Genomic DNA, 13,025 nt, shown 5'->3' with positions numbered 1-13,025 from the left:
CAACCCGCATCGTCGGCACTCGTCCATCGCCTACTTGTCACCCGTCAACTACGAGAGGAGGATATGTTCAACACCGAACCCGCAACCACCGCAATGCACGGCTTGAATCCCAAGCCGTAAATCGTCCACGGAACGGGGGGAAGTCCAAGTGATAAATTGATCTGGGAACGAGGTTCGGTCCGATGCTGCGATCCGACAGCGATGCGATCGATCACTTGCCGGTCGGACCGGTCGGAAGGGACGACCGTCGAGTCTGAGAGCGGCGCTCGTTTCAGGGATTCAAGGACGTTTTCCGTGACTCGGGGCGCAACTGGGCCTATGCAGTTTCTGTAAGGGCGGTCGCATGGCGTCAATACGACAAGGGGCTTTGTGACGGGTATCTCAACAACATCCCCTTGCTAGGGCGCGAGTGGGCGATGTCAGGCAAAGTGGGACGGGGCGATTCTGGAACGGTCCTCGGGAGGAGCGTCACCAGGGCGATAGAACCACCCGATTCAATGGAGAGACGAGGGCTATAATGGACCTGGAGCTCGGGCCACTCGTTACGTAAGATGTTGCAGGATGGGACGGGGGATGAGCGCTACAGCCGTCGTAGAGGATGATGGGGGTGCGGGATAGCGCATGTCATGCGCATCCACCTCATCTCCGTGGCTCGCGGCGCGTCCCGCCCTGTGGGAGGGCCGCCTACGAGGACTACGCGGAGCGCCACTGGCATCGCCTGGGGCGCAATGTCGCCCTCTTGGTCGGCGGGGCCGACGGGCTCGATCCGCGCTGTCTCGGGCGCGCCGACCAGCGTTGGGCGCTCTCGCCGCTGACCCTGCCCCATGCGCTCGTGCGCGTCATCCTGGCCGAGCAGATCTACCGCGCGGAGAGCCTCCTCGACGGCCATCCCTATCACCGTGACTGAGCGGGCCATGGCTGAGCGGATTACCCGGCGGACGGAAGACCTGTCTGGCCGCTCCTTCCTCTACCTGGCTTCACGCTCGGAACGCCGCCGCCTCCCTCCCGGCTCCGCCCCGAAGGGCATCAGCCAATCACCGGCCGGCACGTCCGACGCAACAGTAGGCTGTTGCAAGACCCCACCGAATTTCCTACACTCCCCCCTTCTTTTGTCCGTCGGTCTTCTATCTCTTGCAAGACTTTCCGGCACTTGATTGGGCCATTTGCGTTTACCTGGAATAATAGCTCTCGAATATGAATGCGATCTTCGCCATCAAGACCATCAAGCGCTGTGCCATAAGGCTACTTCCTCAAGATCTCCGCAACGCGCTGCGGATCCACGTGGACAAACGGAAGCTCGGTGCCATCCCCGGAAAGACATCCCCTGCAGCGCCTTTGCGGAGAGGATTCGATGGAAAGCCTGAGGCAGGTTTTCCTGTCCAACGAGGTCGGGAGCGAATGGCCCGAAGTCGAACGCGAAATCTCGAGCCTCGCCATCAATGATTACGAGCCTGACCATGATAGTAGCACCGAGCGCAGGTGAATGAAGCCAAACAAAAGAGAATGAAATGGGGACTGCCATTCGTGGCGCAACCAAGCGGTTGCTGCCGATTGTAATGACCGCGCTGGTGGTGGCTTTGGGGCTCTTGTCGATTGCCATTGGCAGCGCAGAGGCCGGTCACGAGATCGAAGGACCGATGGCGATCGTCATTCTCGGCGGCCTGGTGACTTCGACCGTGCTGAACCTGCTCGTCCTGCCGACGCTGGCGCTACGGTATGAGAGATTTCAGCAGCCAGCGCTTGAATCTCCAGCTCTTACCCTCAACCTAGACTCACTGAAGACGCCTATTCGCGCTCCCGGCCGGATCGAAAAATGAGAAAGGCGCTCTTTCATCTTTGGCAGAGTATTCGATTCCGGTATTGCCTCCAGCTTCTGGATAAGCGTGGCAGGACGCTCCTTGATGTGGGATGCGGGAATGGGAAATTCGCCGCGATGGCGCGAAAGAATGGCTTTAATGTTCAGGCAACGGACGCGGAAGAGGACATCGCCGAAACGCGAAGAGCTGCCGACATCATCACCTGTTTTGAAGTTCTTGAGCATCTACCCGATCCTGTTAAAGCCATTCAAAACCTTTCCCGCCTTTACCACCGGCAGCTGATCATTTCCGTTCCCTACGAGCCCTGGTTTTCTCTGTGGAGGCTTTCCTGGGAAAAAGAGCATTTGTGGGCCGTCACGCCCGCGGCTCTCCGCCTCCATTTGGGGCCGCCGGCCTTCGAAGCGGTGATTCTCTTTAAACGCTATTACGTCGCCTATTGGCTCAAGGATGAATCAAGGGGAGTAGGGAACAGACCCGGTCGAAGCGATTAATCTCCAGGTAATCAACAACATCCCCTCGCTAGGACGCGAGTGGTGATATCAGGCAAACCGGGACGGGGCGAGCCTGGAACGGTTCTCGGGAGGAGCGTCACGCAGGGCGATAGAACCGATCGATTTAATGGAGGGACGAGGGCTATAATGGACCCGGGAGCTCGGGCCACTCGTCCAGTAAGATGTGCAAGGTGTGGACGGGGGATGAGCGCAAGAGGGGTCGTAGTGAATTATGGGGGTGCGTCGGCGTGACGAGGCGGGCGGACCGGTGGTTCGCCTTGTCCGATCCGCCAGCGGCTCGCCGACTGGCAGCGCCTGTTGCGCGATGTCGCCCTCCTGGTCGGCGGGGCCAACGGGCTCGATCCGCGCTGTCTCGGGCGACGCGCCGATCAGCGCTGGTCGCTCTCGCCGCTGACCCTGCCCCATGCGCTCGTGCGGGTCATCAAGGCCCGGGCCGGCGCAATGCGGCTCGCCGCGCCGCTGGCCCCGGTGCTCGGGACCGACACCGCGGTGGTGCTCGACGGTGAGATCCTGGGCAAACCGGAGGGTCCCGATGAGCCGGTATCACGACACGGTATGTGCCAGGGTGGAGGAACACTCGTTCCTGATCACGGACTGGCATTTCGTCGACCCGACAGCGCACTGCTCCTTCGAAGAACGGCGCCGAGAGGGGGTGGGCGGCGAGGCCGGTTCCTATCCCATGACGGAAGTGTATTTCGTCATCCAGGATGGCGACTGAGCGTGGCGGTACGCTACTATAGCGCGATATCGGCTTTCCGGCGGCGCTCGCCGGCCTGCGGTGGCTGGTGAATGCGATTCAACTACCTCACAGACTACCGCTCGCAGACCTCGTCCGACAGCACAATCGTCCCTCAATGCACCATGAGATACCCCCTACCCGGCCGCCCTTATCGCTCGTGATCCCCGCCTATAACGAGGCCGAGAACGTCGTTCCCTTGGTTCAGGAGATCGTACAAAGCCTCGAGGGCCGTGGCGAGTACGAAATCATCGTGGTCGATGATGGCAGCGACGACGATACCCTCGCCCGACTCCAGGTCTTGCGGGCCGGCGGCGAGACGAGGCTCCGGATCCTGCGCCACCCGCACAACCTCGGGAAGAGCGCGGCGCTGCGCAACGGCGTCGGCGCGGCGCGCGGCGAATGGGTCGCGACCCTGGACGGCGATGGGCAGAACGATCCGGCCGACATTCCGCGCCTCTGCGCGGTGCTCGCCGAGCGCCGTGGGGAACACCGCTTGAGGCTCGTATGCGGCCACCGCGTGCGGCGCGAGGACCCCTGGCTCAAGCGCCTGTCCTCACGCATCGCCAACGCGGTGCGCGGACGCCTGCTCGGCGATGCCGTCCCCGACACCGGTTGTGGCCTCAAGCTGGTCCACCGCCAGGCCTTCCTCGATCTGCCGTTCTTCGATCACATGCACCGTTTCCTGCCGGCCCTCATCGAGCGCGGCGGCGGTACGGTGGTGTCGGTCGAGGTCGGCCACCGGCCGCGCTTGCACGGCCAGTCCAAGTACGGCGTCCACAACCGCCTGTGGGTCGGGATCCCGGACCTCTTCGGGGTCCTGTGGTTAAAGCGGCGGGCCAAGAATCTCATTTGCGAAGAGGTCAGTTGAATCATGAGCGAGGAACAGGTTTGGCTCATCATCGGTTTCACCGGGCAGTTGTTCTTCACGGCGCGTTTCCTGGTCCAATGGCTGACGAGCGAACGCGCCCGCCGCAGTATCGTACCCAAGGCCTTCTGGTACTTCAGCATCGGGGGCGGCATCACGATCCTGTGCTACGCCATCCATAGGGCGGACCCGGTATTCATCGTCGGACAGGCCAGCGGGCTCATCATCTACCTCCGCAATATCTACTTCCTGTCGCGGGAACCGGGATCGGCCTGAGGGGATGGCCCTGGCGGACCGCCTGGCGCGGCCTCCGGCGTGGTGGGGCTCGGTCGCCCTGATCCTGGTCCTCGCCGGGCTCGTGGCCGGGATCGGGACGACTACGCTGCCCCTGGAGGGCCATGAAGCGCTGGTGGTGCAGACCGCGCAGGAGATGCACGCCCGCGGCGATTACATCGTCCCCTATTTCAACGCCGAGCCGCGCCTCGTCAAACCCCCGCTGAGCTACTGGCTGACGGGGGCTACAGCCTGGCTCTTCGGCGACCCGGGCCACATCGAGCCCTGGCACGGACGCCTGCCCTCGATCCTTGCCGGGCTCGGGCTCGTCGGGCTCGCCATCACGCTCGGGCGACTCTGCTACGACCGCGGCACGGGCCTCTCTGCGGGCTTGCTGCTCGGCACGAGCGCCGGGTTTTTCGCCTACACCCACAACGCGCGCCCGGACCTGCTCTATGCCTTCTGGTGCGCGGCCGGCTATACCGCCTTCGCCTACGTTTGGCGGTCCACTCCGGGCAGCCTGGCGGAGCGCCTGTGGGCCTACGCGATGTGGAGCGCCTATGGCCTTGCCACCCTCACCAAGGGGCCGCAACTGCCCCTCATGCTGCTCGTGGCTTGCGCGCTGTATGCGGGGCTCGGCGGGCCGGGGTGGCGGCATGGCCTCCGCACCCTGCGACCACTCGCCGGGATACCGATCCTGTGCGCGCTGACCCTACCCTGGTGGCTCATGCTCCACCACCGCCTCGGGGCAACGGGGCTCTACGGCAGCCAGCTCTCCGGCACGCTGCTAATCCCCGAGTGGCGCGCGGTCCTCGATCCCTATTACCTCTATCGCCCCTTGCAGCTGGTCCTGCCCTGGGTGCTTATGGTGGTGCCCGCCGTCCTCTTCGTGCGTCGATCGGGACGCGATGGCGCCGCGGCCTGGCTCGCCTGCATTGTGCTGGTCCCGGCCCTCTTGCTGTCTTTCGGCGTGCAGCGGCGCTGGTTCTATATGCTGCCGGTGCTGCCGGCCCTGTGCGTGCTCCTCGGCGCGGGCACGGTGCAGTGGCTCGGGGACGCCCCGGCGCGGACCTGGCGGACCTGGTTCGTCGCGCTACATGGGCTCCTGATCCTCGGGGCACTGACGTGGCTCCTCGCCTTCGGCGCCCCCGCGACCGAGCAGCGGCCGATCGCCGTGTCACTGGCAATAGGCGTCCCGCTGTTCCTCTTGGTATCGGTGCGGCGTATCCGGCACCGCGGTTCCTGGCTCGGGGACATGGTCGTGGTGGCGGTGATGGCCGCGGTGGTCTTCATCGGCCTCGGCGCCACGCGCCTCCTTTGGAGCCAGGACCGCTTCGAGCGCCAGCGCCTCGCGCACGCCGTGAGTCGCGGGGCGGGCCCGGACACGCCGTTCCTGAGCCTCGGGATCAACCCGAACGTGTTCGTCTATTACACGGGCCGACACATACACTGGGTGCGGACGCTCAAAGGCCTGACGCGCGCGCTCGCAGAGGCGCCGCGCGGCGAGGCGCGTGCGATCGTGCAGAGCCACTACCTGGATGAGCTATCGAACTGCTGCATCGTCGAGCTGCTCGACAGCATGCCCGGCGATCGCGATGAGGCCACCTCCGTGGTCACGCTGCGAGTTAAATAAGAGGGGGCCGCACCGATCGCGCCCGGATAGCCCGCCATTCTCGCCACCTCGCCATCATGCCTCGTCGCGCCACGATTCATCGGCCGGGTAGCCGTCCGGCTCGTTTTCGTCTTCGTCGTCTTCGCCCGCATCGTCGGGGCTGCGGCGCGATCGCGGAGAACGTCCGCTGCCTGCCGGCTCGTCCGCGTCCTTGCTCGCGGTTCCGCGCGCCGCCTCGCCCCGCTCGAGGGTCTCGGCCCAGTCTTCGGGCGGGTCCGTGAGATCGACCTCGAGGTCGCCCCACTCCTCGAGGTCGATCTCGTCGCGCTCACCGTCGGCGTACTGGATCTCGACGACGCCGCGGTCCTCGTCGACCTCCAGCACCTCGAACCTCTCCCCGTCTTCCGGGTACTGGTACCAATTCCCCACGCTAAGCTCGGCATTGTTGCTCATATCTGCTCTCTTCGCGCCGCCCGTGCTTCGACGGCGACTCAACGTACTCGCAGGTCCCACACGGCGCCCAGGCGTGCCATGGGCGCGAGGACCAGCCGATAAGGGATATCCGGCCCCGGCCGCCGGGCCCTCCGGGGATACTCGTGGTGGTCGCGGTGCTCCGATTCACCGAGGACCACGGCCGACGGTACCCGATAGCGACGCGAGGTGCAGCCCTTGCGGTCGGGCTCGCCCCCATGCGCCATCATGTTGAACCACAGGGTACCGAAGGGCGACAGGAACGCCGGCAGCAATACCACGACGGTCGAAAGCGCCCGCGACCCGCTGAACGCCCACACCAGACCCCATTCCATCCACGGGACCAGGAAACACCACCGATCCAGCCAGCGCGTCTCGGGGTACTGGAGCCGGATCCGGCGGCGCGCGTTTCTCGGATCGTAGGGCCAGCCGAGCCAGGCGTAGAGCCTGGAACGAGCCACCGGCGAGTGCGGATCCTCCTGCGTGTCGCAGTGGGCATGGTGGTGGCGATGATTGGCCGCCCACCACCCCATGCCACCCTGGTTGGAAGCCGCACACGAATACGACAGGAGGCCCTCGAACCACCGCCGGGCCTTGAACGCGCGGTGCGAGAAGTAGCGGTGATAGCCGATTGTCATCCCGAGGATCGCGTGGCGGTTGCCCTGAAGGATGATCAGGATCCAGGTGAGGGGCTGAAGCAAGAGGACCTCGACCTCTGGGGAATCGAGCCAGCCGAAGAGCAGCACGTAGACGATCATGGTGCAGGTGCCGAAGGCCCGCTGCATCGTCCAGAAAAGCCAGGAGGTATCCGACATCTGCGCCACCGGCGTGGCCGACGCTGCGATCGTCTTGGTGCTCATAGGCGGGCGAGCCGCTGAGGCAAGCGTTGGTCTCGGGATGATGACCCGTTCACGGGTCGTGATGTCGGCGAACTGCCAAAGCCCCCCGTGTCCGCCGGCGCTCGCAGGAAGGAGAAACACCTCCCCGGGCGCTCGGTCTGGCCGGTATAGTAGGGCAGTGATCGCCACGATTCAAACCATCCGGGCATGAGCGACCGGCGGCCCACAGCTCAGCCGCAGGGCCTGTGGCTCCTGTTCCTCCTGGAGATGTGGGAGCGCTATTCGTACTACGGCATGCGGGCGCTCCTGGTGTTGTTCCTGATCGCGGAGGTCGAGGACGGCGGGTGGGGCTGGTCCGTCGAGGCCGCGAGCCGCCTCTACGGCTGGTACACCGGTCTTGTCTACTTGACCCCGGTGCTCGGCGGGTATCTTGCCGATCGCTACCTCGGGACCCACCGTGCCATCGTCATCGGCGCGGTCCTGATCGCGCTCGGGCACTTCTCGTTGGCCGTGGAGACGCCGGAGGGATTCTACACGGGCCTCCTGCTCTTGATCCTCGGGACCGGGTTCTTCAAATCCAACGTCTCGACCCTGGTCGGCCAGCTCTATGGTCAGGATGACCCACGCCGGGATGGCGGCTTCACGATTTTTTACATGGGGATCAACCTGGGCGGGTTCATCGGACCGCTCGTATGCGGCTATCTGGCGGCGAGCGCGCGTTACGGGTGGCGCTACGGGTTCGGGGCGGCCGGGGTGGGGATGGTGGTCGGGCTCGCGGTGTATGTCCTTGGCAAGAGACGCTACCTCGGCACCCTCGGCGCGCCCCCGGCGCGCCGTCACGACGCCGGCTCGATAGCTGTCCGAAATTCTGGCCCCCCGCTGACCCCGGTGGAACGCGATCGGATCGCGGCCCTCCTGGTCATGGCCTTCTTCGTCATGTTTTTCTGGCTCGCCTTCGAGCAGGCCGGCTCCTCGATGGCGGTATTCGCCGAGCGCCATACCGACCGCACGATGCCCACCGAGCTGGCCGCAGAGACCGGCGTGCCGGCCATCCCGGCCGCCTGGTTCCAGTCGCTCAACCCCGCGTTCATCCTGCTCTTGGCGCCGCTGTTCGCGTGGCTCTGGATGTGGCTCGCGGCTCGCGGTCGGGAGCCGCGCACGCCCGTCAAGATGGCGCTCGGTCTCCTCTTACTCGGTGGCGGCTTCGTGGTCCTGGTGCTGGGGGCACTCGCCAACGCCCGGGGCGCGCTGGTCAGCCCGCTGTGGCTCATGGGTGCGATCTTCTTGCACACCGCCGGCGAGCTGTGCGTGTCGCCGGTCGGGCTGGCGCTCGTGACCCGCATCGCCCCGGCGTCCATGGCCGCGATGCTCATGGGGGTGTGGTTCCTGTCGAGCTTCGCGGCCAACCTGCTGGCGGGCTATCTGGCGGGAATGTTGGAAGCCGTGGAACGCGGTGCGTTGTTCCACTTCCTCGGAGGACAGGCGGACTTCTTCTTGATCCTGGTCGTCATATCGCTCGCGGCCGGGGTGCTGCTGCTCGCGATCGCGGGTCGGTTGTGTCGTCTGATGCACGGCCGGGGATAGCCGTTTGGGTAATATTTCACAGAGATCCTGTGAAATAGTACCGTGCATCGCCGCCGGCACAGGCCCTATTCTGAGCGTCTTCGACGCCCTGCCCGGCTTCCCCGACAGGTCCGGCCAGACAGGTGCGGCGATCCAGCCTCCTTCCCTCCGTCCGCGGTCACGCGGACCAAGCCCTTGGCACACGGACGTGCCCCCTTTTTTCCCGTGCCGGCGCGTCCGGCCCCGCTCAATTCCCTAGGAGGCGCCTCGTAAGTAACGGCCAATGGCGAGAATTGCGGGTTGGCAGAGCGGCGTGGCGGCGTATACAATCGATGCCCTATATCACGCCGGGGTGGCTTCGCCCGGGAGTGGGGGAGGGGACATGACTAGACGGTTCGGATTCGTGGTGCTGTCCGCTGCGGTGCTCGGCGGTTGTTCGATGAGCGGTTGGTTGGAATCGACGTCGCTCCCGTTCTTCCATCGCATCGATGTGCAACAAGGCAATGTCGTGACGCAGGACATGCTGGCGCGGTTGGAACACGGGATGGACCGCGCTAAGGTGCGCTCCATCATGGGCACATCGCTCGTGAAGGACGTGTTCAATCAGGACCGCTGGGACTACGTCTATACGATGAAACCGAGCGGCGAACACCGGGTCGAGCGCCGTGTCACCCTGTACTTTCAGGAGGAGCGCCTGGTCCGGGTGGCCGGTGACGTCAAACCCGCCAGCGGTCATCTGGAACCCCAACCGCGCCCCGAGATCACGGTAGAGGTCCCCGGGGAACGCGAGCGCGGTTGGCTGACGGCGATTGCGGACGCGATCGGGTTAGGCGATGACGAAGTCGAGAAGGGTCAGGATGCCGGGCCGGCGGCACCGGGTGTCGAGTTGGCGAATACCGGTGTCCAAGCCGGTCGGATCCCGGAGGAGGACGCCGGCCTGCCGCGGTGAAGCCCGGTGCTACCCGATTTCGCTCCGACGATCTCGTCAAAGGGATATCGCCTCAATGTTATGGGCGCGCCCGCGCTCGCACGCGCCGGGCGCGCTTGGGGTCCGTTGCTAACGGCCGGTAGATCTCGACCCTATCGCCGGGCTCCAGGGCATGGCAGAGCCCACGGAGCACCCCGAAGACCCCGATCCGATTGACCCCGAGGTCGATCTCGGGGTAGCGATCGAGCAGCCCGGAACGGTGCAGCACTTGGCCGACGGTGGTGCCCGGCGGTACCTCGACCCGCAGCACCGTTTGATCCCCGCGTCCGCAGTAGGCGATCTCAACCCACATCGCGTCGACCGCGGGGTCCGATTTTTTCACAAGCCCTGAGAGGCCCCATACAGATCGCGCGCACGGTTGCAAAAGGCATCCACGAGCGTGCTCGCGATGTGGTTGAAGGCGTGACCGAAGGCCAGCGCCAGGACCCCGCTGCTGAACTCATACTGCATGGACAGCACCACCTCGCATCCCGCCTCACCCAGGGGGCGGAACGACCAGACCCCATGCAGATACTTGAACGGGCCCTCGATCAAGCGCATCTCGATGCGCCGGCCGGCCTCCATGATGTTATGCGTCGTGAAGCTCTGCCGGATGCTGCCCTTGGCGAGCGCGACCGTGGCCTTGACACTGTGAGGATTGCGGGCGAGCACCCGCACCGCCGCGCACCACGGTAGAAACTCCGGATAGCGCTCGACACCGTCGACCAATTCGTACATCTGCTCGACGGAATATGGCACCAGGGCACTTTTTCTGACGTGCTTCATGTCTATGCTTCATCAACCCCCGGGGGCCCGTTTACCCCGCGGGTACGGGCGTCATCAACCTCCGGGAGGTTCCCCCGGGAATCCTGCCCGCGGGATGGTCGCGATCATCCCAGACCCGCTGTGGGCGAACAAGCCGGTGGGTATAATCCCGCGGCGGAGAAGCCGGATCCCGTGGTGATACTGGTCACGGTGATCAATCGCCTCCTAATATCCCCCCTCCCTCCGGGAGAGGGTTCGGGTGAGGGGATCAAAAGCGCGATTTTGACCGTTCGCGGCAGACCTTTCCCTGCGGGGGGAGAAGCGGCACGCACGACAGGGACCCCATGACCAAAGCCAAGCACACGCCCGGATCCACCATCACCCAGAACAAGAAGGCCAGGCACGACTTCGCCATCGAGGAGCGGCTGGAGGGCGGATTGGTCCTGCAAGGCTGGGAGGTCAAGAGCCTTCGGGCCGGGCGGGTCCAGCTTCGGGACAGCTACGTGCTCCTCAAGGGTGGCGAGGCGTGGTTGTTCGGGGCCTTGATCAGCCCCTTGCCCTCGGCATCGACCCATGTCGAACCGGACCCCGCGCGCAGCCGCAAGGTCCTCCTGCACCGCCCGGAGATCAATCGCCTCATCGGGGCGGTGGAGCGAAAGGGCTACACCGCAGTGGCCACCGCGCTCTACTGGAAGAAGGGCCGCGCCAAGGTCGAGCTAGGGCTCGCCAAGGGCAAGAAGGCCCACGACAAGCGCGCGGCGGTCAAAGAACGCGAGTGGGGCCGCGAGCAGCAACGCATCCTCAAGCACGCCGTATAGCTCGGGGCCGAGCTCCCCTCGCGGGGTAGGCGAGGGCGCCGGACCGCGCACGAGGGCCCCCCTTCTCCCACGGGGAAAGCTGGGGCACGCTGCTTCCCTCACCTCCTGGGGGCAGTCGTGCACGATTCCCTCTCCCAACGGGAGAGGCCTCCCATGTCTCCCTCTTCCAGCGGCAGAAGGAGCCGCGCATGTCTCCCTCTTCCAGCGGGAGGAGCCTCGTATCTCTCTCCCGGCGGGAGAGCCCTCGTATGTTTCCCTCTCCCTGCGGGAGAGGGTAGGGTGGGGGGATCTAACACCGTGTTTTCCAAACCATTGTCCACAGCCAACCCACACTAGGGCCAAGCACGAATACCTCGATGGCCTGGCCTCGCGAGCCGCAGGTGGTCGAGGAACGTCAATTGAGTTACACTGTCCAAGAACCCGGTAGACACCCTACCGGTACCACCCAGGGGGCGACCTGGTTTCGACGCCGGTCACAAAACCTAAGGGGCATGCCGAGGCGCAGCACACCTCGTAAATCCAACTGCAAACCAAGTTAGTTGCGAACGACGACAACTACGCCCTAGCGGCTTAATCCCCGCTAGCCTCTGACTCGGGCCGTGCTTGTGCGCTGAGCCTCAGGGGTCGATCCTCGCAAGCTCGCGATGAGGCCCGCCCGGGGCCAACTCGCTAAATCCTCACCGGGCTCGCCGTGTGCCGTCCTGCCGCTCGGACGACCCGCGGTCAAAACGAAGAGACGGCTACGCATGTAGAACCGAGGGCGGAGGACTGACGGACGCGGGTTCGATTCCCGCCGCCTCCACCATTCACCTAAGGGTCAACCATTCTCGGTTGGCCTTTTTTCTTGTGGTATACTGCGGGCTTACGGGGATTCCTGAGAGTTCGTGCGGACTTCGGGGATCGACCTACCGCCAGATTCCGACCTGCGTTTCCCTTCCAATACCAATACCAATGCTAAGTAACAAGAGCTTCCTGCACGCCGCTTGGATGATCTTCGGTCTGTTATCGGTAGCTTATCCCAACGGGGACAAACCGTGTCACATCGATTGCCCCATGGATGGTCGAGTTTGCCCGTCTCCCACGGTGCTGGTATGCCCACAAGGCATGGCTCCCAAAGCGGAATCGCAAACACCTTGTTGTAGTGACGAAACCACCAAGTCTGTCACAGAGGCAGCACGGACGCAGAAAAGGACCTTTCCTCCTTTACAATGCGGCGTGCTACTGGTCGATTAGGTCCACGACGTCATCCGGCTGCTGCGTTGCGGCGTCCTAACGAGGAAGGGCTACGTGGATGGGGTCGGACGCTTCATGCGGTTCCACGGGAAGTGGCATTTCGACTAGAGGGGGGCAGCGGCGTGGAAGGCGCTTCTGACCCCGCTCGCGGCCGAGTGCGATGTTGCGCCGTCCGCACGCAACCACGCGCCGACCCGTCGTGTTCCTCTACCGACAGATATTTCAGAAAGCGCTTCGGCTGGCTGCTGGTATAGAGTGCGCCAACAAGCCAGCCGGGCTAGCGGTCCTGTTCACGCGCGATGAAGAGCGAGCGGTCCTGGCGCGCTTCGACCGAGGTCCGATGGCGGATGGCGAGCCGCTTGTACGGGTCCGGGTTGCCGCTCACCGAGTACGCCGGTTTCCCATGTCTCTACATTTTTCGGCTTTTTTACTCGCGCATTTACTCAGATAAGACATCGGGGGAGTGACCATAACCTCCTCGGACACACCAGACGAGTCCCTCACGAAGGGCTTTTATATTAACTCCGACGGTGCCATCGGAAGGCTTCATA

Annotated in this window: 11 protein-coding genes, 1 other RNA gene and 3 pseudogenes; 11 read left to right on the top strand and 4 right to left on the bottom strand. The window is 64.5% G+C overall.

All coding sequences use genetic code 11. The annotated features are described in order from the left end of the window. Window positions 1-721: 721 nt before the first annotated feature. The 7 genes and pseudogenes from M3461_02975 (at window position 722) to M3461_02945 (ending at window position 5,839) form a co-directional block, all read left to right on the top strand. A pseudogene (locus M3461_02975) lies at window positions 722-907 on the top strand (23S rRNA (pseudouridine(1915)-N(3))-methyltransferase RlmH). Between the two features lie 607 nt (window positions 908-1,514). Further along, window positions 1,515-1,817: pseudogene (locus tag M3461_02970) on the top strand (efflux RND transporter permease subunit). Then, window positions 1,814-2,308, top strand: a complete 495-nt coding sequence (locus M3461_02965) for a class I SAM-dependent methyltransferase (protein ID MDQ3773397.1) — start codon at window positions 1,814-1,816, stop codon at window positions 2,306-2,308. Before M3461_02970 ends, M3461_02965 begins: the two are co-directional and overlap by 4 nt. Before the next feature lie 291 nt (window positions 2,309-2,599). Further along, window positions 2,600-2,758, top strand: a pseudogene (locus M3461_02960) (23S rRNA (pseudouridine(1915)-N(3))-methyltransferase RlmH). 425 nt (window positions 2,759-3,183) lie between these two features. Then, complete coding sequence (locus M3461_02955) at window positions 3,184-3,936, top strand: glycosyltransferase family 2 protein (GenBank protein ID MDQ3773396.1); 753 nt, start codon at window positions 3,184-3,186, stop codon at window positions 3,934-3,936. A gap of 3 nt (window positions 3,937-3,939) precedes the next feature. Beyond that, window positions 3,940-4,209, top strand: coding sequence for a lipid-A-disaccharide synthase N-terminal domain-containing protein (locus M3461_02950; protein MDQ3773395.1), 270 nt, complete (start codon window positions 3,940-3,942; stop codon window positions 4,207-4,209). A gap of 4 nt (window positions 4,210-4,213) precedes the next feature. Next, complete coding sequence (locus M3461_02945; protein ID MDQ3773394.1) at window positions 4,214-5,839, top strand: phospholipid carrier-dependent glycosyltransferase; 1,626 nt, start codon at window positions 4,214-4,216, stop codon at window positions 5,837-5,839. A gap of 54 nt (window positions 5,840-5,893) precedes the next feature. Here M3461_02945 and M3461_02940 read toward each other — a convergent pair whose 3' ends face one another. Both M3461_02940 and M3461_02935 read right to left on the bottom strand, forming a co-directional pair. Beyond that, the gene (locus tag M3461_02940; protein ID MDQ3773393.1) at window positions 5,894-6,271 is read right to left on the bottom strand and encodes a hypothetical protein; all 378 of its coding nucleotides are present in this window, start codon (window positions 6,269-6,271) and stop codon (window positions 5,894-5,896) included. 38 nt (window positions 6,272-6,309) lie between these two features. Beyond that, window positions 6,310-7,269 (bottom strand): fatty acid desaturase, encoded by a 960-nt coding sequence (locus M3461_02935; protein ID MDQ3773392.1) that lies wholly within the window; start codon window positions 7,267-7,269, stop codon window positions 6,310-6,312. A 66-nt stretch (window positions 7,270-7,335) separates the two neighbouring features. Here M3461_02935 and M3461_02930 point away from each other — a divergent pair, with 66 nt between their 5' ends. Then, a complete protein-coding gene (locus tag M3461_02930; protein MDQ3773391.1) occupies window positions 7,336-8,712 on the top strand; it encodes a peptide MFS transporter in 1,377 nt (458 codons plus the stop codon). 361 nt (window positions 8,713-9,073) lie between these two features. After that, window positions 9,074-9,640 carry an outer membrane protein assembly factor BamE gene (locus tag M3461_02925; GenBank protein ID MDQ3773390.1) on the top strand — a complete coding sequence of 189 codons (567 nt, stop codon included), beginning with the start codon at window positions 9,074-9,076 and terminating at the stop codon, window positions 9,638-9,640. 58 nt (window positions 9,641-9,698) lie between these two features. On the opposite strand, the gene M3461_02920 is transcribed toward M3461_02925, so the two are convergent. After that, on the bottom strand, window positions 9,699-10,001 hold the full coding sequence (locus tag M3461_02920; protein MDQ3773389.1) for an RnfH family protein: 303 nt from the start codon (window positions 9,999-10,001) through the stop codon (window positions 9,699-9,701). Then, complete coding sequence (locus tag M3461_02915; GenBank protein MDQ3773388.1) at window positions 9,998-10,396, bottom strand: type II toxin-antitoxin system RatA family toxin; 399 nt, start codon at window positions 10,394-10,396, stop codon at window positions 9,998-10,000. The genes M3461_02920 and M3461_02915 overlap by 4 nt, the downstream gene beginning before the upstream one ends. Window positions 10,397-10,767: 371 nt before the next feature. Here M3461_02915 and smpB point away from each other — a divergent pair, with 371 nt between their 5' ends. Together smpB and ssrA are read left to right on the top strand one after the other, a co-directional pair. Further along, the gene (smpB, locus tag M3461_02910; GenBank protein MDQ3773387.1) at window positions 10,768-11,241 is read left to right on the top strand and encodes an SsrA-binding protein SmpB; all 474 of its coding nucleotides are present in this window, start codon (window positions 10,768-10,770) and stop codon (window positions 11,239-11,241) included. A 448-nt stretch (window positions 11,242-11,689) separates the two neighbouring features. Further along, window positions 11,690-12,046: a transfer-messenger RNA gene (gene ssrA, locus M3461_02905) on the top strand. Window positions 12,047-13,025 lie beyond the last annotated feature (979 nt).

It is taken from the genome of Pseudomonadota bacterium, from assembly GCA_030860485.1.
Lineage (GTDB): Bacteria > Pseudomonadota > Gammaproteobacteria > JACCXJ01 > JACCXJ01 > JACCXJ01.
The sequence above is the reverse complement of the archived record's forward strand: the minus strand, read 5'-3'. Positions and strand labels throughout refer to the sequence as shown.